The sequence below is a fragment of the Nostoc sp. KVJ3 genome (genome assembly GCF_026127265.1).
Taxonomy (GTDB): Bacteria; Cyanobacteriota; Cyanobacteriia; order Cyanobacteriales; family Nostocaceae; genus Nostoc.
Genome location: NZ_WWFG01000006.1, coordinates 69,203 through 90,098, shown reverse-complemented (window position 1 = coordinate 90,098; position 20,896 = coordinate 69,203). Strand labels below are relative to the sequence as shown.

15 protein-coding genes and 2 pseudogenes are annotated in these 20,896 nt (G+C 41.7%); 12 read left to right on the top strand and 5 right to left on the bottom strand.

Translation table 11 applies throughout. The features are described from left to right. Window positions 1–30 precede the first annotated feature (30 nt). Both GTQ43_RS36080 and GTQ43_RS36075 read left to right on the top strand, forming a co-directional pair. Window positions 31–480 (top strand): hypothetical protein, encoded by a 450-nt coding sequence (locus GTQ43_RS36080; RefSeq protein ID WP_265277497.1) that lies wholly within the window; start codon window positions 31–33, stop codon window positions 478–480. 145 nt (window positions 481–625) lie between these two features. Next, complete coding sequence (locus GTQ43_RS36075) at window positions 626–4,471, top strand: strawberry notch family protein (RefSeq protein WP_265277496.1); 3,846 nt, start codon at window positions 626–628, stop codon at window positions 4,469–4,471. Here the strand turns inward: GTQ43_RS36075 and GTQ43_RS36070 are convergent. After that, the gene (locus GTQ43_RS36070; protein ID WP_265277495.1) at window positions 4,463–5,782 is read right to left on the bottom strand and encodes an IS4 family transposase; all 1,320 of its coding nucleotides are present in this window, start codon (window positions 5,780–5,782) and stop codon (window positions 4,463–4,465) included. The two genes, GTQ43_RS36075 and GTQ43_RS36070, sit on opposite strands and share 9 nt — an antisense overlap. 143 nt (window positions 5,783–5,925) lie before the next feature. Here GTQ43_RS36070 and GTQ43_RS36065 point away from each other — a divergent pair, with 143 nt between their 5' ends. From GTQ43_RS36065 to GTQ43_RS36030, 8 genes and pseudogenes are all read left to right on the top strand, one after another. Next, window positions 5,926–6,321 (top strand): hypothetical protein, encoded by a 396-nt coding sequence (locus GTQ43_RS36065; RefSeq protein ID WP_265277494.1) that lies wholly within the window; start codon window positions 5,926–5,928, stop codon window positions 6,319–6,321. A 928-nt stretch (window positions 6,322–7,249) separates the two neighbouring features. Then, entirely contained in the window at window positions 7,250–7,840 is a 591-nt protein-coding gene (locus tag GTQ43_RS36060) for a ParA family protein (RefSeq protein WP_190944375.1), read from the top strand. After that, window positions 7,840–8,427, top strand: a complete 588-nt coding sequence (locus GTQ43_RS36055; RefSeq protein WP_265277493.1) for a hypothetical protein — start codon at window positions 7,840–7,842, stop codon at window positions 8,425–8,427. Before GTQ43_RS36060 ends, GTQ43_RS36055 begins: the two co-directional genes overlap by 1 nt. Before the next feature lie 79 nt (window positions 8,428–8,506). Continuing rightward, window positions 8,507–8,665, top strand: coding sequence for a hypothetical protein (locus tag GTQ43_RS36050; protein WP_265277492.1), 159 nt, complete (start codon window positions 8,507–8,509; stop codon window positions 8,663–8,665). 420 nt (window positions 8,666–9,085) lie between these two features. Then, complete coding sequence (locus GTQ43_RS36045; protein ID WP_265277491.1) at window positions 9,086–10,045, top strand: ParM/StbA family protein; 960 nt, start codon at window positions 9,086–9,088, stop codon at window positions 10,043–10,045. Window positions 10,046–10,050: 5 nt separating this feature from the next. After that, entirely contained in the window at window positions 10,051–10,341 is a 291-nt protein-coding gene (locus GTQ43_RS36040) for a hypothetical protein (protein WP_265277490.1), read from the top strand. Between the two features lie 154 nt (window positions 10,342–10,495). Next, a pseudogene (locus GTQ43_RS36035) lies at window positions 10,496–13,705 on the top strand (DEAD/DEAH box helicase). Between the two features lie 5 nt (window positions 13,706–13,710). Beyond that, a complete protein-coding gene (locus tag GTQ43_RS36030; RefSeq protein ID WP_265277489.1) occupies window positions 13,711–14,547 on the top strand; it encodes an SWIM zinc finger family protein in 837 nt (278 codons plus the stop codon). 232 nt (window positions 14,548–14,779) lie between these two features. On the opposite strand, the gene GTQ43_RS36025 is transcribed toward GTQ43_RS36030, so the two are convergent. After that, on the bottom strand, window positions 14,780–16,243 hold the full coding sequence (locus GTQ43_RS36025) for an FAD-binding protein (RefSeq protein ID WP_265277488.1): 1,464 nt from the start codon (window positions 16,241–16,243) through the stop codon (window positions 14,780–14,782). 587 nt (window positions 16,244–16,830) lie between these two features. Between GTQ43_RS36025 and GTQ43_RS36020 the strand changes: the two genes are divergently transcribed. Beyond that, a complete protein-coding gene (locus tag GTQ43_RS36020; RefSeq protein WP_265277627.1) occupies window positions 16,831–17,100 on the top strand; it encodes a hypothetical protein in 270 nt (89 codons plus the stop codon). Between the two features lie 451 nt (window positions 17,101–17,551). Here GTQ43_RS36020 and GTQ43_RS36015 read toward each other — a convergent pair whose 3' ends face one another. Continuing rightward, entirely contained in the window at window positions 17,552–18,211 is a 660-nt protein-coding gene (locus GTQ43_RS36015; RefSeq protein ID WP_265277487.1) for an NADPH-dependent F420 reductase, read from the bottom strand. Between the two features lie 57 nt (window positions 18,212–18,268). Beyond that, entirely contained in the window at window positions 18,269–19,015 is a 747-nt protein-coding gene (locus tag GTQ43_RS36010) for an SDR family oxidoreductase (RefSeq protein ID WP_265277486.1), read from the bottom strand. 84 nt (window positions 19,016–19,099) lie between these two features. Here GTQ43_RS36010 and GTQ43_RS36005 point away from each other — a divergent pair. After that, a pseudogene (locus GTQ43_RS36005) lies at window positions 19,100–20,017 on the top strand (LysR family transcriptional regulator). A gap of 180 nt (window positions 20,018–20,197) precedes the next feature. Here GTQ43_RS36005 and GTQ43_RS36000 read toward each other — a convergent pair. Continuing rightward, window positions 20,198–20,827, bottom strand: a complete 630-nt coding sequence (locus tag GTQ43_RS36000; RefSeq protein ID WP_265277485.1) for a Uma2 family endonuclease — start codon at window positions 20,825–20,827, stop codon at window positions 20,198–20,200. Window positions 20,828–20,896 lie beyond the last annotated feature (69 nt).

Here is a 20,896-nt window from a genome sequence, read left to right as displayed (position 1 = left end):
AAAATACAAATACTTAGTTGAGGAATAATCATGGATATGCAATCTCTACTCACCTTGGCAATCGTAGTCATCTTTTGGGCATTTGTTACTCTCGTTATGTTCCAGTTCATTAACGGACTATTTGTATCGGCTGCTTACACTAGTAATGTGGTTTCGGTTAGCAATGGAAATATAGCTGCTTCTAAAATCCCATCAGTATCAGAAGTAATCACACCGCAACAAGCTCGGACTTTTGAAAAATTCCCAGATCCTTGGATGTTAGACGATGAAGTTGTTCATCGTACAAGTAATGAAGCAGTTGTTCTCTCATTCCCTACATTGAGATTACTGCCTCCAGTTAAAGAAATTTCACCACGACCAAAACGTACTACTCGTTCAAGCAAAGCTAACAATGCTGCCAACAAATCACCGAAAACTAAAAAGGCTGATGTAAAGTCTTCAGGCAAGCGCAATCCAGGCAGACCGCGTAAAGCTGGCTAATTCGCTTTTTAAGCCTCGGCTGATCACCTAAGAATAAATATTGGAAGGTTCAAAAGTTCAAATGAGGCAATTACTTGCCTCATTTATTAATAAGAGAAAGGCTTCGCCATAGCAAGAGTGAAAAAATAATATTGTGAGTGATGCAATGGTACAGCAACTTTTCACTCAAGGTTCTTTATTCGATTTGCAAACAGTAATCGATTATGGGCAGTCAGTTATTAATGTTGCCCAAGAGCTTGCAAAAGTTTTAACAGATAATCGCCCTCTCTCTACAAAAACTGTTTCTTCCCAGATGAATCGCTACTTTCTAGGCACTGCTGCGTCCGGTGCGTGGCAGTGGAAAGACGCTTACGAAGCTATTGAAGTGGCGCAAATATTATATCTGCGTCATCTGGGAATTAAGATTTTATCACAACAACCTCAAGTGGTTGTGCAACAATTAGAAGAATTAACAGCCCTCTGCCCGACGCATACTCGCCGTAGTGAAGAGTCAGTACAGCTTCAGCAATTCTCGACACCGTTGCCCCTGGCATACTTGGTAGCATTGGCGGGACAAATCAGTAGCAGCGACCTCATCCTTGAGCCAAGTGCCGGGACTGGCTTAATAGCCCAATTTGGGAAACTACAAGGCGCAAGTCTGATGCTCAACGAGCTTGCACCCGATAGGGAGAAGATTCTGCGACGGCTATTCCCTGGCACTCCACTATTCTCAGTAAACGCGGAACAGATTAACGACTATCTGGTTGGCAAGACTCAGCCTTCAGTTGTTCTGATGAATCCACCTTTCTCCGCATCTCCCAAAATCAACAGTCGCAACCCCGACGCAACTCCTCGCCACATCAACTCGGCATTGCAAAGACTGGCTGATGGTGGACGGCTGGTAACAATCACAGCCAATTGGTTCTCTCCCAATAATCCTACTTGGCGAGAGACTTTCTTTAAGTGGCAGGATTTTGCGCGAGTTCTACTGTCTGTTGGGGTCAACGGCAAAGTGTACTCCAAACACGGGACGACGATGGAAACCCGGATTACGGTATTTGACAAGGTTCCGGCTGATAATCCCGGCGACATCCCCTGTATTCCCGAAACCTTGGACTTACCCGAACTGCTGGCGTTGATTGAGCAATTACCTGAGCGATCTCCGTGGGAACGCTCAGAAGAAGTCAAAGCTGCTGCGAAGGCAATTGTTGTTCAATTGCCAAAACGTACTACAGTTGCACAACCAGAAACAGTTTCCTTTCTTCCAGACGACATAGTAGTGTTGGAGTATGAGGTTATCGAGTGGACGGCTAGTGAGGGTTTGAAAGATACCCTATACGAAACCTATCGCCCACAGCGAATCCGAATCAAGGACGCTTTACCTCATCCCTCATTGCTTTGCGAAAGTGCAGCCTTAGCACTTGTCTCACCACCGGCTCCAACTTACAAACCACATCTCCCACGGAACATCATCACACAAGGTTTGTTGTCAGAGGCACAACTTGAAAGCGTTATTTACGCAGGTCAGGCGCACTGTGAATTTCTGTCTGGGTCTTATATTGTGGATGATTCGTGGGATAACGTGACTGTTGCGGCGACTGGCGAAGAAAACGCCGTTAGATTTCGCCGTGGCTGGTTTCTTGGCGATGGGACAGGTGCTGGTAAGGGTAGACAATGTGCAGGAATCATCCTCGACAACTGGTGTCAGGGGCGGCAAAAAGCAATCTGGGTATCTAAAAGTTCTGCCCTAATTGAAGATGCACGTAGAGATTGGTGTGCGCTGGGTGGTACTGAGCGCGATATCATCGACCTGAGCAACATCAAACTTGGCGATCCAATTCCCTTCACCCAAGGCATCCTATTCTGCACCTACTCAACCCTACGTTCTCAAAAGAATGGTAAAAGTCGGCTTAAGCAAATCGTTGAGTGGGCAGGCAAGGACTTTGAGGGAGCGATCGCATTTGATGAGTGTCACGTGATGGGTAACGCAATGGCGCAAGAGGGCAAACTGGGCATGGTTGCAGCATCCCAGCAAGGTATTGTTGGGCTGAGGTTGCAAAACGCATTACCGCAGGCACGGGTTGTCTATGTCTCTGCGACTGGTGCAACTAAAGTCTCAAATCTCTCATACGCCAATCGCCTGGGGCTTTGGCAGACTGGAGATTTCCCGTTTACCTCCCGTGAGGATTTTGTAGAATCCATTGAGGGCGGTGGTATTGCAGCGATGGAGGTTGTTGCTAGGGATTTGAAAGCATTGGGTCTGTATTTGGCGCGGAGTCTTTCATTCGAGGGAGTTGAGTACCAGACTCTCGAAATTGAGTTAACGCCGACGCAGGAACGGAGTTATAACAGCTATTCTGATGCTTTTCAAGTTATTCACCATAATTTAGACAAAGCCCTGGAAGCTTGTAATATCTCTGGTTCCAAGACTTACAACCGTGCTGCAAAGATGAGCGCGGTGTCTCAGTTCGAGTCGCACAAGCAAAGATTCTTCAATCATCTGTTGACTGGGATGAAATGCCCTACCCTGATCAAAGCAATTGAGCAGGATCTAGTCCTTGGTCTTGCAGTTGTCATTCAAATAGTTTCGACTAATGAAGAACTTTTGAAACGACGACTTGATGAAGTTCCGGCTTCGGAATGGAAGGATCTCAATCTTGATCTGACTCCACGGGAATATGTTATGGATTATTTGATGAGTGCTTTTCCGATTCATCTGCATTCCATTCATTCTGGCGAGGATGGAGAAGAAAGATCCGAGCCAGTCTTTGATGCCGATGGTTCTCCAGTTATTTCCCAAGAAGCTGTAACCTTGAGAGATGCCTTAGTAGACAAACTCACCAGCCTTGATCCCATCCCCGGCGCATTAGAACAATTGCTGTGGCACTTCGGTAACAAGCAAGTGGCTGAAGTTACAGGTCGTAGCAAGCGAGTTCTGAAAGATGATTCGGGGCGTTTGTTCGTTGATTCACGGGGTAGTGGCGCGAATATTGCTGAAACTGCTGCGTTTATGCAGGGTGACAAACAAATCCTCATTTTCAGTGACGCTGGTGGGACAGGCAGAAGTTATCATGCTGACCTCAACGCTGTGAATCGTAAAAGGCGATCACACTATCTTTTAGAAGCCGGCTGGAGGGCAGACAACGCAATTCAAGGGCTTGGACGATCGCACCGCACAAACCAAGCATCAGCACCCGTGTTCAGACCTGTTACCACTAACGTTATAGGTGAACGCCGCTTTATCTCAACCATTGCCCGAAGGCTGGATAGCTTGGGCGCTCTTACTCGTGGTCAACGGCAGACGGGTGGCAATGGGATATTTGAGGCTAAGGATAATCTGGAGTCTAACTATGCACAACACGCACTATACGAGTTGTTTAAGCAGATTTATCAGGGTCGATTTTATGAAATGTCTTTAGGAAAGTTCGAGCAAATGACTGGACTTAGCTTAACCTCTCATGAAGGCGGCATGAAAATCGACTTGCCCCCATTGCGGCAATTCCTCAATCGGCTGCTGGCTCTACGAATTGATATGCAAAACATCATTTTCGAGCGATTTGAATTGTTGCTGAGTCAGCAGATTGAAACAGCGATCGCTAATGGTGTTTACGAGATAGGTGTAGAGACACTCCGGGCTGAACGCTTTACTGTTGAGAGCCAGGAGGCAGTTTATACACACCCTGAAACAAATAGCACAACCAACTACTTGAAAATTGAGCGCGTTCAGAGGAACAACATCAGAACTGCTAATGAGATGCTTGAGTTTGCCGACAAGTACCAAGGGCGATTCATGGTGAATGAAAAAGGTATTGCGGCTGTAACAATTCCAACGCATAGTATATTCGATGCTGAAGGTGGTGTTGTGCTAAGGGTATTACTCGTCCGCCCACAAAAAGAAACTCGTGTCATAGTGGAACAGCTAAATTCTTCCACTTGGCGGCAGGTTTCGGCTGATACGTTTGTTGCGACGTGGTCTATTGAAGTGGAGACACTGCCATTGGTGTCAAGTTAAGGCAGAAGCCCAAATGTCAAGCGACCTGGCGGCGTTGCGTCGGTGTCGCTGACGAACAGCTTTCACAAGACCCATAGAACGTTGATGCTCAACTAGCCAAGGAATCAGTTGTAGTTGTGAATTGTGCGATCGTGCGCGATGGAAAAAATATAAACTGCGAAACACCATTTCTACGGAAATACGTTCAATGGGTTGTCGTAGAGCGATCGCTACATCAGCACACAAGTCATTTAGAACAGCGTAGAAAATCCAAGTAGCGTATATTTGCATTTGTACACCGTTAGTACCACCAACCCACAGATAGGACAAGCCCAACAATCGCTTAGTCAATAAAAATGCGTCCTCAATCCGCCAACGTCGTCGGTATAAATCACAAACTTCTTGTGCCGAAAGTTGTTGTGGGTCAAGAACATTAGTTAAGTAATGATACCAAGTCTTACCCCACAATACTGATACTAAGCGCATGGGATGGTGGCAAGGGTGAGTGTGATTCAATCCCATGTGAATAATTTCATCTTTGTAGTGAGAGCCTTGAGAAAGTACACGTGTTACCCGATATGTCACCAAATTCTTCTGGCGTGTGAGTACATACTTACCAGTTGCGGTAAGAGAATCAAACCACTCAAAGCCATAAAATCCCATGTCTACTATCAGTAAGCCACCATCAGGTAAACGTTCTAACAGTGCTTGCCACCAACGAGTCTCATTCATTTTGGCATCAGCATCATACCAAATTGCTACCGGAGTGTGAGTGAAAGCTTCTACAACCATCAGTATTTTTCCTGCCAACACCGTACCTGTTTTTTCTTGCAGTTGTCCGAAGTGTTTTTTCATTGCTTCGAGTGTTGAGGCATCTGCAATCCAGATAGCGGTAAATCTTTGTGCTACTGATGACCAAGCTGGGGCTAATTCTCTTACGCTCCTTTTCACTGCCAGACGCTCTATCACTTGCTCGAATAATTTCGCAAATAGTGTAGCCGGCAAACTATTGAGTCTTTGTGACAACGCTTGCTTACTCACTTTTGTTGCTTTCACCCACATTAATCCCTCTATTTCTAGCGATCGCAATACATCTGTGAGATGCTGTATTTGTCGATACACTATACTCAATACTATTGCTGCCATTACTGGCAAGGTCAGTACTCGTGAACGCAAGCTCCGTTCTTTGTCTTTTACCCCTTTGAGGTTAGCAAATGTACCTGGGCTGACTAGTTCAAACAGTCGTGATTCTATCTCTTGGCTGGCTGGGGCAGGTACGCTGACTCGATGGCGAAAATCTGGATTCCCTTGCTTTTTCCGTGGTTTACTCATGGCTTTTTCAACACAGGGGTGTTAATGGACTTTTACCATTGATTTGCCCACTCTTGACAGCCATCTATCTTTCTTAACTTGACACCAATGAGACACTGCCCAAGTTCACAACCGATTACCTGCATTTGGTGACTGGTATTCTATTGCCTATCTGGAAAATCCTGCCACAGCACAGTAGTCGAGTATTCCGCTTGCAAACCAGCGATGGACAAAAGATTCTCGGTCGCGTGGTGAATGCTCACGACATTCAAACCGTGCGCGAACAACTCGGACTCAAGAACAAGCTGTTAAGCCCACAGGAGTTAGTCTCTTTAGTGCTAGAAGGCTATTCCCAGCAGTTACCGGGTGGCGTAACTTTACGGCGTTCTTACATTGCCACAGAACCTCGCATAGAACTCGTTAATGCTATCTCACTGGCAGAGCGACTCTTAGCTGTAGGTTGCTTCACCGAGATCATCAAGTGGAAAAAGCGAGTATTCATTCCGGTTTCAGACAAAGCCCCAGCTATTCTAGCGGCTGTGATTGGAATATTGGGATAATTCCCAACTTCAAAGACCCAGGCATTTAATCTGCGGCTAACTCGGTGGCAGAACTAAGGCGGCTGGTACAGAGGCAGTACGGAATAGATCAGCCTAATCTGTTTGATGGTTGGAATATGGAATAGGTGAATTCTGCGGTAAGCTGACAACGGCTTACCGCGATCTTGTGTGTGAGCTTATATAAATTTTTTTGCAAAAATGGCATTCCAGCAATATGGAGTTTCGATTTTTCAGAGTTTCGCTATACCAGAATTTTGCATACGCGAAAATAACATCATTGTGTAACCTCGGCTTGAGAAAACCCTATAACGACATTCCAGCAATATGGAGTTTCGATTTTTCAGAGTTTCGCTATACCAGAATTTTGCATACGCGAAAATAACATCATTGTGTAACCTCGGCTTGAGAAAACCCTATAACGACATTCCAGCAATATGGAGTTTCGATTTTTCAGAGTTTCGCTATACCAGAATTTTGCATACGCGAAAATAACATCATTGTGTAACCTCGGCTTGAGAAAACCCTATAACGACATTCCAGCAATATAGAGTTTCGATTTTTCAGAGTTTCACTATATCAGAATTTTGCATACGCGAAAATAACATCATTGTGTAACCTCGGCTTGAGAAAACCCTATAACGACATTCCAGCAATATAGAGTTTCGATTTTTCAGAGTTTCACTATATCAGAATTTTGCATACGCGAAAATAACATCATTGTGTAACCTCGGCTTGAGAAAACCCTATAACGACATTCCAGCAATATAGAGTTTCGATTTTTCAGAGTTTCGCTATACCAGAATTTTGCATACGCGAAACTACAAAATGCTGAAACTATGAAAAACTAAATTTTTAAAGTTGTATAATTTCACTATTTCGCTAACATACGCTATAAGTCTAAGCTCTAATTCAGCAAAAGGAACCAATAGTGATTATTACAGTAGCTAGTTTCAAAGGTGGAGTAGGCAAGACAACAACGGCTGTTCACTTAGCAGCTTATTTAAACCGAAAGGGGGCAGCTTTACTTGTTGATGGTGATCAGAACCGTTCTGCTATGACATGGGCTGCACCAGGGAAACTACCATTCAAGGTAGTCACTGATATTCAGATGCCTAAATATATTCGTCAGTTTGAGCATATTATAATTGACACCCAAGCCCGACCAACCAAAGAAGACCTTGAAGAGCTAGCTGACTCTTGTGATCTTCTTATCTTGCCAACGACACCAAAAGCTTTAGATTTGGATGCTCTTTTAAGAACAATTGAAATCTTGCACCAGATGAAATCCAATTTTAAAGTTTTACTAACGATGGTTCCACCACCACCAAGCCAGTCTGGGAAGGAGGCAAAAGAAATGCTTTTAGCTGAAAATATTCCTATTTTTAAAGCTGAAATTAAGCGCCTAGTAGCTTTTGAAAGAGCGCCTTTAGAGGGTGTTATCGTCAAAGATTACCCTGACCCAAGAGCAGATGCTGCTTGGGCTGGGTATGAAGAACTTGGAAAGGAGATAATGGTCTAATGACGCAAGAAAAACCAGCAGGTGGTCGCTTTGCAAGCCTTCGAGCATTGCGAGAACAGCGTACAGAAGAACCACTTGAACCGCAAAAATCGCTCGAAGCACAAGAAGTACTTGAACCACAAGAAGTACTTGAACCACAAGAAGTACTTGAACCACAAGAAGTACCTGAACCACAAGAATTACCTGAACCACAAGAATTACTTCAAGAGCAAGAAATAGAACAAGCTAGTTTATTACAAACAGATGTAACAGGCAAAATAGAGAAAGGCTTGAAAGAGATACCAGAGGCAACGAAGCTTCAACCAGTTGTAGCAAAGAAAACAAAAAGCAACCTGCCTCACAAAAATAAAACTGTACCTCAAGATGAAAAGCGTGGGCCAGGACGACCTGCTGGTCGTCGGAGCAATCCCGACTATACTCAAATTTCTGCATATATTCCTTTGGATATGTTATTAGAAGTTCAAGATGTCTTAGCAGAGGAAAGAAAAGAATTGAGAAAGCGAACACCTCGCCCTGTAAGCGATTTAGTAGAAGAACTATTAGGAACATGGCTGAAAAAGCAAAAATCTAGTAAATCAGATAGATGAAAAACTGGAATTTCATATTTTTGCGTATGCAAAATTCTGAAGTCTTTTATTTCTAGCCTTTAAGCAAAGCAAGGTATTAGTGAAATCTACCCAGCGTCCATTTAAACAGTTGCCAAAAGTTGTCAACCCGCAACGCAACCAAACTGCAATTAGTGAAACAGCCGGAGAAAGATTGACACTAAAATTGACACTAAAGTATAAATCAAGCATTCAACCCCTTCGGGGAATTCAAAATTAAAGACAATCGCTGGGGGCTTTGACTCGAAGGATAATTAATTCAAAATTATTCTTATTCTTCCTAACAGAATTTTGAATTTTGAATTCAAAAAATGGTCAACGATGATCTAATTTAATTTCTGCTACGTTGATAAAAAAGATTTCAGAAATTCTTGATGGGGGTTATACAGGGGCTATATATACCCCAACAATAGTTAGGGACTTTAGTGATATTTTGACCCCTATATAGGACATATATAGGTGCTATATGGGGTATATTTGGCTAGTTCACATTTTGTACCCCATTTAGCCCCCAAGGGGTTATGATAAGCTCTTGAGATTAGGAAAAAAAGGGGGAGTTATTTTATTCTTCTCTCCCCTGCTCCCCCAAATTACCTGAACAGATAACTTTTACAAATTAAAGTGTATTACCTTTGTCTTTATGTCAAACATTCACACGTTGCAAAAAATTTTTCCTGCGGGTTTCGATAACGGTTATGGAAGCCTAAAACTTTTAGTCGATGGCTTTGAAGTAGTTCGTGTGCCAAGCTATATAACTAATGCCGAGATGGAAGATGTTCCAGGACGTGTAGTTTTTAACGGTAGTGCTTATACTGTTGGAGAGTCAGCTTACCGGACAGGGAATTATTTTGACCGCAACACAGACAATAATGAAAATAAAGTCAACAACGCATTATTGACTTTATTGGGTGCATTAGCACATCTACCACACCGTAAGGCTTGGCACTTAAAATTAGTCGTCAGTTTACATGATGTTGCTCTGGCATCAGAACTACAAAAAGTACTCAATGGAGAATATCAGCCAATACTTGCTGGCAAACAATCAGAAGTAAAAGTAGAAGTGCTGAAAGTTGTACTAGAGGGTATGGGTGCATTGTTTGGGCATCCACTACCGAAAAAATTAACCATTTTAGACTTTGGCAATGGAACAACCCTGTATTCTCGTTACAACCGGGGTCAACGAGAAGTTCACACCGCCTACCCCATCGGTGTGGAAGTTCTCATCGATGATATCTCCCAAAAAATGAAACATTTAAATGGGGGAAAAATCGGAGACCCATCCAAAATCCGATTTTGTCTGGAAATGGGGCATACCCGATACAGCCGTGACATCGATATCAAAGATATATACAGTGCTTCTTTAAAAGATTGGTATGAAAAATACTTGAAGAAAGTGGTGAATCTGACACTGGATGCCAAGCATCAGGGGGATGAAATCTGGGCGATTGGTGGAGGTTGCCTTTTACCAGGATTCAAAAAGTTGTTAGAAAAGAATGGCTTCAAAATCCTGGACAATCCGGTAGAAGCCAATGTCTCTGGGCTTTTAGAGATGGCAAAAACTATTTTTGCCAAGAACCCAACTACTACATCTCTTAAGTGATCGCAATGGCAGACAAACTTGACTTAACCCCAGAAAAAGTTCGGATCAAAGATAGCTACCGTGAGCGGATATTTGCCGAATCACAGCAACTAGGCAAGAGTTACCTGGAGACGCTTTACTTTATTATTGATTGCTATTTTGCTTTCAGAAAGGGTGCATTTCCCACACAACAAGCGACTTTCACCCCGATTAATACTGAAGATAACAAACTCACCTATTGGAGTTCAACTCAAATTACAGAGGAGGAACAAGAGGATTCTGATGGAGAAACATTCAGCCTTGACTTTGATTTGTAGCCAAAATGTAGGATTTATGTCTGATTTCTGAACAAGCGATCGCACGATAGCGTAATCGCTTTCTTTTGCATAAAGAAAATAGTTCTAGCACCTCTGTTTGCTAAAGTAGTTCTAAGGCGCGTGAATTTCCAAACAATCCAGAGGCATTATCACTATGAGAATACTTCATGGCACCTGGATACCAAAGGAGGAAACTGACTTTATTCAGTCAGGGTCTTTTTACTTGTGGGTAGAAACTCAATTATCCCAAAAAAGTCACACCAATAGTCAACAAATTCATCCTGGACATTTGCTTAAATCCGAATTAATCGCCTTTTTAGTACAGGAATTGGGAATTAAAGAACACAATACTCAATTTGTTCAACGCATATCTCCTAAATACTTTGCCTTACCAACCACCAATAATCAGCCCCTACCCTCACCAGAATTAACCAAGTATTTAGAAATTGAGTTGACTGATAGTTATGAAGAATTCCAATACTGGCAGGTAGATTGTTATGAAACAGTAGTGTCTACCAAAAACGTCACAGCACTTAATATTATCAAACTACTTAAAGATATCCATTTTTTAGCAATATATAATGCCGAGAAGTTTCAAATTGGTTCAGATTTATTATTTTGGTATCATTACACTCAGAGTTTTAAACAAGTAATCCTCAAAGACCAATTTATTCCCGCCCTAAAATATCGACAGTTATCATCGAAAAATCCGAAGAAAAAAGGCAAAAGCAAGACTGATAAAGCAGCATTTGAAATTTATGCCACCTGGGAAATTATTTCCGAACAATATGAAGCAAATATTCTTAAATATATTGAATATATGCCACTAATCTGTGTGGCAGGTACAGGAAAAACTAGCGATCGCATTGAGTTTTTTGATCGAGAAACACTATTGCGTCACTTTTCCGAATATGTACTTGATGATTTAGTGACTCACACCCCATCTACAGCCGCTTTTGACAAACAAATTGCTGATTCTCTAATTGAATCTTGCTTTTCTCCTCGTCAGCATAATCCACTAACAACAAATACTGCCCTCGAGGAATATCAGCAATAGTTGATGTGGAAAACCAAAATTACCCGCACTCAAGCTGATTCACCTTTTCATCTGTGCTTCCAGTTACATTCTCCTGATAATGAACAAATAGACAATTGGCAAATTCAATTTCTAGTAGCCAGTAAACAAGATCCATCCTTGAAGTTAGCGTTAGCAGACTACTGGACAATGAATCAATTTACCAAAACTGCTGTACATAAAGATTTTGGTAAAGATTTTGAAACAAATTTACTGCTGAATCTGGGGTATGCAGCCCGGATGTATCCCAAACTATGGCTTGGGTTGGAAACAGCGAGCCCAATCGCAATGCAAATTACCTTAGATGAAGCATTTGACTTCCTTCAAGAAAGTGCTTGGGTACTGGAAGACTCAGGATTCAAAGTAATTGTACCTGCTTGGTATACTCCGGCAGGTCGTCGTCGCGCCAAAATTCGCCTCAAAGCATCGGGTAGCAAACTTGCTGCAACCAAAGGGGAAACAAAAAGCTATTTCGGCTTAGACTCACTGGTGGAGTATCAGTATGAGTTAGCGATTGGGGAGCAAACTGTCACACCTATTGAATGGGAACAACTGATTAATGCTAAAACTCCCCTAGTGCATTTTCGCGGTCAATGGATGGAATTAGACCGGGATAAAATGCAGCAGTTACTCGAATTTTGGCAGTCCCACGGTAACGAACAACCCCAGATGACCTTACTGGAGTTTCTACAACGCAGTACTGAATTGGGGTCAGAATGGGAAATTGAACATGATGAAGCTTTGTCAGAGATGATAGCAAAGCTACAAGATAAAAGTCGCCTAGAACCAATTTCTGAACTTGATAATCTGCAAGGCACACTCCGAGAATATCAAAAACGTGGTGTTTCCTGGCTACAATATCTGGAAAATTTGGGATTAAATGGCTGTTTGGCAGACGATATGGGTTTAGGTAAATCCGTGCAGGTGATTGCCCGATTAGTGCAAGAGAAGGAGTTAAATGAAGCTCTGAAAGTAGGTGAAAAGATTACTTCTTTATCTGCCCTGCCTACACTATTAATTGCTCCGACTTCTGTTGTTGGCAACTGGCAGAAAGAAATTGCCAAATTTGCACCTCATTTAAAAACTATGGTGCATCATGGTAGCACTAGGCTGCAAAATCTAGCTGATTTCAAAGCTGCTTGTGAACAAAACGATGTGATAATTAGCTCCTTTACTCTAGTCCGCAAAGATGAAAAGTTATTGAGCAGCATCGAGTGGCAACGTTTAGTACTGGATGAGGCACAAAATATTAAAAATCCGAAAGCTGCCCAAACTAAAGCTATTTTAAAATTAAGAGCTAAACATCGGCTGGCATTGACAGGCACTCCTGTAGAAAACCGCTTACTGGATTTATGGTCAATTTTTAATTTTCTCAATCCTGGTTACTTGGGTAAAGAAGCCCAGTTTCGGAAAATCTTCGAGATTCCGATTCAAAAAGACAATGACCGCGTAAAATCTGCCACCTTGAAAAAACTGGTAGAACCTCTAATTCTGCGAAGGTTAAAAACTGACCAATCTATTATTAATGACTTGCCAGATAAAGTTGAACAAAAACTCTACACTAACCTGACCAAAGAGCAAGCATCGCTTTATGAAGTGGTAGTACTAGATGTAGAAAAACAATTGCAATCAGCAGAGGGAATTCAACGCAAAGGATTGATTCTTTCAACCCTGATGAAATTGAAGCAGATTTGTAATCATCCAGCCCAATTTCTGCAAGATGGGAGCGAATTTTCACCACTGCGTTCGCACAAACTCAGTCGGTTAGCAGAGATGGTTGAGGAGGCAGTTGATGAAGGAGAAAGTTTACTCATTTTTAGTCAATTTACGGAAGTGGGTGAAAAAATTGAAAAACATCTCAAACATAGTCTGCATTGCAATACTTACTACTTGCATGGTGGCACCAGTCGCCCACGTCGGGAACAAATGATTACCGAATTTCAAGACCCAAATACAGAGCCATCGGTTTTTATCCTTTCTTTGAAAGCAGGGGGTGTAGGTATCACCCTCACGAAAGCCAACCATGTCTTTCACTTTGATCGTTGGTGGAACCCAGCAGTTGAAGACCAAGCAACTGACCGTGCTTTCCGTATTGGTCAGAAAAAGAACGTCTTTGTGCATAAATTTGTTGCTATTGGGACTTTAGAAGAGAGAATTGACCAAATGATTGAAGATAAGAAAAAACTCTCTGATGCTGTTGTTGGTAGTGATGAATCTTGGCTCACCGAATTAGATAATGAAGCCTTTAAGCGGTTGATTTCATTGAACAAGAGTGCAATTTTGGAGTAGATATTATGGCTAAATTTAGTCGAACTTGGTGGGGCGATCGCTTCATTCAAGCACTAGAAGCTTTTACAGATGATAACCGACTCAAAAGAGGACGGTCTTATGCTAGCGGTGGTAAAGTCAAAAGTTTTGAGATTGACTTAAATAAAATTACTGCCAAAGTCAGAGGCTCAGTTAATCCCTATTTTGGAGTCTACAAAGAACCAACTTATAATATAGAGATTCAGATTACACCTATTGCTAAAACCCATTGGAATGAAGCTATCCAAAAGCTTTCTTCTAAAGCCAGTATCATTTCTCGATTGCTGCTAAATGAAGTCCCAGAAAATATTGAAGATACTTTCTCTCATTTGGGACTACATTTATTGCCCCATAGTAGTAATGATTTCAAAACTAAATGCTCTTGTCCAGATTATGCTAATCCCTGTAAGCACATTGCTGGAGTTTACTATTTAGTGGCTTCTCAATTAGATAATAATCCCTGGTTGTTATTTGAATTACGGGGATTATCGAAAGCAGAACTTCAAGCCAAATTAGCTGATTCTCCTTTGGGAAAAGCTCTCTCTGAGGAACTGAATACTAAGGAAATTCCTTTAGAACTTTCTAATTCGCTGTACACTAAGCTAGAAAAACAATCTCTTAACCAAATGCCAATTGCCAGAGAATTTTGGTTAGGTACAAAACGATTACCACAAACTATTGAAGTGGCGACTCCAGGTAGTATCTGTGCAATTTTGATTAAGAAACAAGGGGATTTTCCTGATTTCTGGCACAATGAAGCTTCCTTTATTGAAACAATGGAAGAACTGTATCAGCGAGTCAAAACCAAAAATCATCAGTTCTGATTTCAGCGCTGATAAAACAGGCTTTTAAGTCTCAGTATATTTTCATAAATATAATCGGAGTTCTATCGGAATCCGGTTTGATTTTTGAATAAAAGTAAGCAATACTTGTCGGGTTTTGGGGAAAAGGGAAAGAAAAAACCTTTAACCTTTTCTCCAAATCCAATCCCGACTTAAAAATGCAAAACCCAAGCAGTTATTGAGAATTCTGATTATTTAAACAGATTTGTTTGGGCTAACAGTTTGCGAAAATACCCTGACCTGGCGTTAGTAAATTATCTGGATCGTAACGTCGCTTTGCACTTACGAAATTTCCCCAAAATCGACCAAAATGCTGCTGCCAATCATGAGGGGAAAAGGGAATAGCATCTACGGAATATTTGTAACCACCCAAGTCACGGTTTTGCTCAAATAGTTTGCGATTATCAGACAGCATCCGTGTAACTACAGCATCTTCTGGTGGTACTGCTGTTCGCAAAATAGAAAAGAGAAACACAATCTCTTCTGTGGGAACCCGGAACAAGGGTAGATGAAAACGGTTGGTTTTGACTGGATATAGCAGAATTGGCCCTTGGCCCGTATCAGCTAGTGTTAAGTTGGCAGCGACTTCACCAACAAAACTGTTAACTGCGCTACCAGGTACAAACAAATCTAACCAAGGATGAGGATTTGACCAAATACCAATAGATTTGAGAAAGGCAACTGTAGGAGCTAAACGGTTGAGGAAATCAAAATAAGTTTTATCTTCTATTTGTTCTGTACCACGAGTATAGTTTAACCCCGCAAGCAATAGGTTGTTATTAGGTATACTTGGAGGACTGTAAAAGCTAGCCACTTCTAGCAGATAACGCCATCCACCAGCATTATTAGAAACTAACTGACCTTCTACATAGTTAAAGCGCTCATCATTTATGATTTGGCGTTGGTCACGAGTAAAGGTAGCTAAATCGTCATAATATAACTGAAACACACGGGCATTGGTAGTGGCGGGAATTAGCTTAACAGTTGCCTGTACGATAATTCCACATTGACCTAGCCCTGCTAGTACTGCAAACCATAGATTGCGATTGTACGACAGTGAACAAGTTTCGAGATGACCAGTACCAGTAACTACCTTGAGTTCTAAAACATTGTCAACTTGCACACCATAACGATGAGTTGCACCGCCAATACCCCCCACTGATAAAGTGCCGCCTACAGAAAGTTCGATGTAATCAGTGAGAACGGGCGGTGTTAATCCCATAGCAAGCGTTTGTTGCAATAACTGACTCCATACCACTCCAGCATCAACAATTGCTCGGTCTGTACCAATGAAATGAATCTTGTTGAGCGTACTTAAATCAATAACAATGCCTGCTTCTACTTGTGACTGACCGTAGGTAGAGTGACCCTGACCGCGTGGGGCAACTTTGAGCTTTCTCGTCCGAGCGAATTGAATAACTTGAACAATATCCTCAATTGAGCCTGGTTTAAGTACTGCTATTGGTTGACGATGCACGATATTACCAAAGTCAATACTCGCATCAGTAAGTGTCGCATTACTAGTGTAAAGTACTCCATCTAAGGAAGGTAAACTTTCAAAAACAGATGTGGCACTGGCAGATGTTACCCAGGAACGAGTATTTAAATCAAACCCGATCACAATTGCACTCGTAATCAAACCTTGTAAAACTGAGCGACGTGAAGTGTTTTGTCCCATAATTTTTACTTGGTAGTATAATCGTTACCTAATTACGTAAATATACTGCTAGTTTTAGCATTTACTTATTAATTAAAGTTAAATTTATATTTAGTGAAAAGTATGATTGTATGGTACAGCCATCAAATAAAAAATATACAATCATTTCATCAGAAATACGGTTAAATACTGTTAAGACTATTACTGAGTCAAAATCGCCCTCATAAAATACAAGCAGGAAAGCAACGGGGAAGCGATCGCTCCTCGTAGTAAAAATCAGTACATTGATTCAGTTCTTTTCAGTTGTTTATAAGACTCTAGGAAATAGCAGACGTTCACTCCAGGCAATCGCACTTCCCTAATCTAATCTTCGCGCCGGATTTCCCACCAACACGCCACTCATCACTCCAATAGCCTACATCAGCAGGGCTTTCGGCAATAAGAGAGAGAATCGATTGGGGATGACTACACTCCATAAGAGCGATGTCTACGACGGGCTGTCCGGTGTCGCTACTTCCTCCATATTCAAAGCGAGTTTTTTAAGCTAGAAGCTGTTTTTTCTGGATTTCCTGAAAACGGAAAAACTAAGATGCTTTTGATTTTTGGGTTTGGTTACAACGCTATATTTACCCCAATCTATGAATCTTCAAGAAGTCAAAAATCAATTTCCAGGAGCAGTAGGTGAGATCGAGACACTTGAAAGACTAGGGTTCGCTTCCCGTAGTGGTAATTGGATTGATACCCTTGACTTTGAGAAAGCACAGACAGCTTGTTGGTTAGTCGGAAGAGTCGGTGATGATCGAGACGCTGATGCTCTTATTCGTACTTTGTCTGGTCAAAGGCTTGGGAATTGGTGGGCAGACTTTAGTAGAACGTGAGTTGGGATGGAATAGGCGCACTATCCGTAAAGGGATGCAGGAGTTGGAGAGACCTAAGTATAACGAGTTATTTTTATTTTTCGTTTCTTCCAAATTAACTACCGAATATTTGTCTGTAGCAGAATGGCACGCTTGAACAGATGAAACCCCTGATATTACTGGATGAAAGGGTATAAGGTTGCAGGTATTGGGGTGTACAAACAGTAGTTGCACGTATTTGGCATGGTCAAACACTTATCAGTAAATGTTTAACTTTGATTTTAATTCTTGACCGTGCAACTCCTACACCCTCTTATCCTGCAAGATTAAGGATTTGCGCTTTTCAAGCGTACCATTCAACCCCAGTAGCCTGTTGTAATTGGGCTATTGTTGGAGTCCGTCACTCAACAGCCCCAAAAAGTAGGTAAATATCGCAGCAAGTGTGTGCTTTCATGCAATTATGTATGCTTTTTCAAGAAATCGGTTTGACTTCTGGTTGAATCAGGTTAAGAACAGTGTAAGGATCGCGACCAGAAAATAGCAGTTTAATCACAATTGCTGCCGCAGACTCTAACAATCGAGCATACTTCAACTCCCCCAAATCGACTGGCTCACTCCCAACATCTTCAATCAGCGAAGCCACTTGACGTTTCGCGTCAGTATCGTCGCCGCAATAGAGCGTTACTAACCGCCGACCATCGAAATTAGGCTGCTCCATCTGCCAAACTTTTGCCTGACACATATTGAACGCCTTCACTACCTTAGCCTTGGGAGAATAAGCAGCGATCGCTTCTGATAGTGATACTCCATCATAAGTTTGCGTTAAGTAATTACCGTTAGAGGGGTCAACAGGATTATTTATGTCTAATAGAATCTTGTTTGCAAAAGCTTCACTTCCTCCACCTGCTTCCATAGCTTCAAATACTGCTTGGTGAGGAGTCGCTAAAACAATGACTTCACCAAACTCTGCTGCCTCTACAGGGGAACCAGCTTTTGTCCCCTGAGCAAGTTCATGTGCCAAACTCTGTGCTTTGCTAGAATCTCGACCTGCAACAAATAGCTCGTGTTTTCCTACCCAACGTGAGCTTAAAGACTCTGCCATGCTGCCATAACCGATAAAGCTGACCTTCATTGCTATTTCTCCCTAATACAGTTCAATGGAAATAAAAGCACTATTTTTCATCTAGATTTACCACTGTAAGTTTATGGGGCCGCCAAACTGACGCATCTCTGCAAAAAACTGTCCTTGCGCTCCTCCATCTGGAAGTGTTGCTAAATAGACAGCAGTTTCGGCTCCTTGGTCTGCTGTAAACGGCGCATTCTCTCCTCCCATATCGGTTTTCATCCAACCTGGAGAATAAGCATTAACGAGAATATTACCACCAAGAAGTTCCTTCGCCAGAAGTGCAGTTAACCCGTTCACCCCTAGTTTGGATAGTCGATAGGAAGGTGCTATTGGGTAGTAATCATTATTAATTGCCGCCAGAGATGCCATTTCGGTTGAGACATTGACGATGCGACCGTAGTTGTGAACCTTCATCAACGGAATTAATGCTTGAGAAATTCTCAGGAGCGCTAGAACATTGGTGTCAAATGTAGAGCGCATCGTTTCTAGTTGAACTGTCAATAAACTAGATTCCTCTGGCTTGGTTGTAGGATTGATGCCGGCATTGTTCACCAAAATATCTACCCTGCCGTAGGCTTCTCTTAGCCATTGAACAAACTCTGCCACATTCAAATCACTCGTAACGTCTAGTGTGTGATAGTTCACATCAAGTCCTTCACTAAATAATTGTTCTTTAACAGCAAGACCATCTGTTTGGTTACGACTTGTTAGAACAACATGGATGCCAATTTGGGACAATTTACGAGCTATAGCATATCCTAACCCACGATTGCTACCTGTTACTACAGCAATCTTTTTCTGGTTTGTCATTTTAATAACTTTTCACAACTTTCAGTTTTACTTTACTGAAATGTTTTAAATTAATCAAATTGATTGAAATAATATATTTAATCGATGGGATTAATAGACTTGTCTGCCATTGATCTGAACCTTCTGGTCGCCTTTGAAGCACTTTTTGAAGAAAGGAGTGTTACAGCAGCAGCAACACGATTGTATTTAGGCCAACCAGCGATGAGTGCGGCACTCGCAAGGTTACGCATACTATTCCAAGATGAATTATTTATCCGAATTGGCAGGCAAATGCAACCCACAGCAAAGGCTCTGGAAGTTGCTTAAGGTATAAGAGTTGCCCTCCAACAAATTCGGCAGACATTGGAAACGAGCCAAACATTTGACTCTACTACTTCTAAAAGTACTTTTACAATTGGCAGTTCAGATTACACTAGCTATGTTGTCATGCCCAAGCTTCTAAAAATTTGTCGTCAAATTGCACCAAGCATTAATTTTCGATTAATTAGTTTTGCAAAAAACTTTGTCGGAGAACTATTAGAGCGACGAGAGATTGATCTAGCTTTGGGTGTTTTTCAAGACCCACCCAGACAAACAATACAAATGCCATTATTTCCAGAACACTTTGTCGGCATCTGTCGTCTTGGACATCCCATTCTCTTGGAGGACGTTATCACACCAGAAATCTTCGCTAATTTTCTTCATGCTCTTTTTACTCTTAGGCAAGATGAAGTTGGTGAAATCGATAATGCACTCGCCCAGTACAACCTCCAGCGTCGAGTTGCTTTGACAACTCCTCACTTACTAGTGCTACCAGCAATCATTTCATCAACTGATTTAATTGCTGCTGTTCCATCACGATTGCTAGCACCCTTGGCATATCAAGATGCATTAGAAATTTTTGAACTTCCTGTACAAACTCAACCGTGGATGATTTCAATGCTATGGAGCAAACTTACAGAGCAGGATCAAGCCAATTGCTGGTTACGACAGATGCTCATAAGCGTTTGTGAGGAAATTTAATACATCAGAGAAGTCTTTTAACATTAATTACATACAGCACTTCCGGCAGCTATGAGGTTCATTCTAAAAGCTGAAAGCAATGATAGGAGAGGGGCAAGGAGAAAACTATATTGCATAATAGCCGAAAGCGCTGCAAGATTTAAAAATCTTGCATTGACAATTTTTTGAACTCTAAAAAGTTTAAATCACCGAGTCAAAAACTTGTTGTGCAGTTAGATTCAACTGCAAAAAAGTAGGAGACACTATAAGGTTTGTTTCTCTAAAGGGTGTCATTTGATATTCACCATCAATAAGTTCACAGACAAAAATAGTCGGAACTTTGGGACTACCAATAAATACACGTCCACCCAAAGCTGCATAATCCACAATCCAATATTCAGGTATACCCATAGCTTCATAGTCACGAAGCTTATCATAATAATCATCCTGCCAGTTGGTTGACACTACTTCAACTATTAGTTTGACCGAACTAGCATTATGGATAACTGATTCTTTCTTCCAGCGCGTTTCAGTATCGATAGTTTCTTGATTTAAAACAATAATATCCGGTTCGTACCCTGATTTATCTCGGTATGGTTTAATAATGGATTCTTTTGGTATAGTCCAGATACCGCGTTTACCCATCTCTCTAATTGTGAACAGTAATTCTTCAATCAAAAAACCAGCCAAATCAGAATGCTCCCCTTTAGGCTTTGGCATCTCCACAATCACCCCATCATGTAATTCGTAACGTACTTCTGAGTTTTCTGGATACCATTCGATAAATTCATCGAAGGTCAGTAGCTTTAGTTCCGATTGTGTTTGACTCATAAAAGTTACTGGATTTATTTTTACTCCTACTGTAAGAACTGCCTAGAACGCATAATTCTCACAAAATCG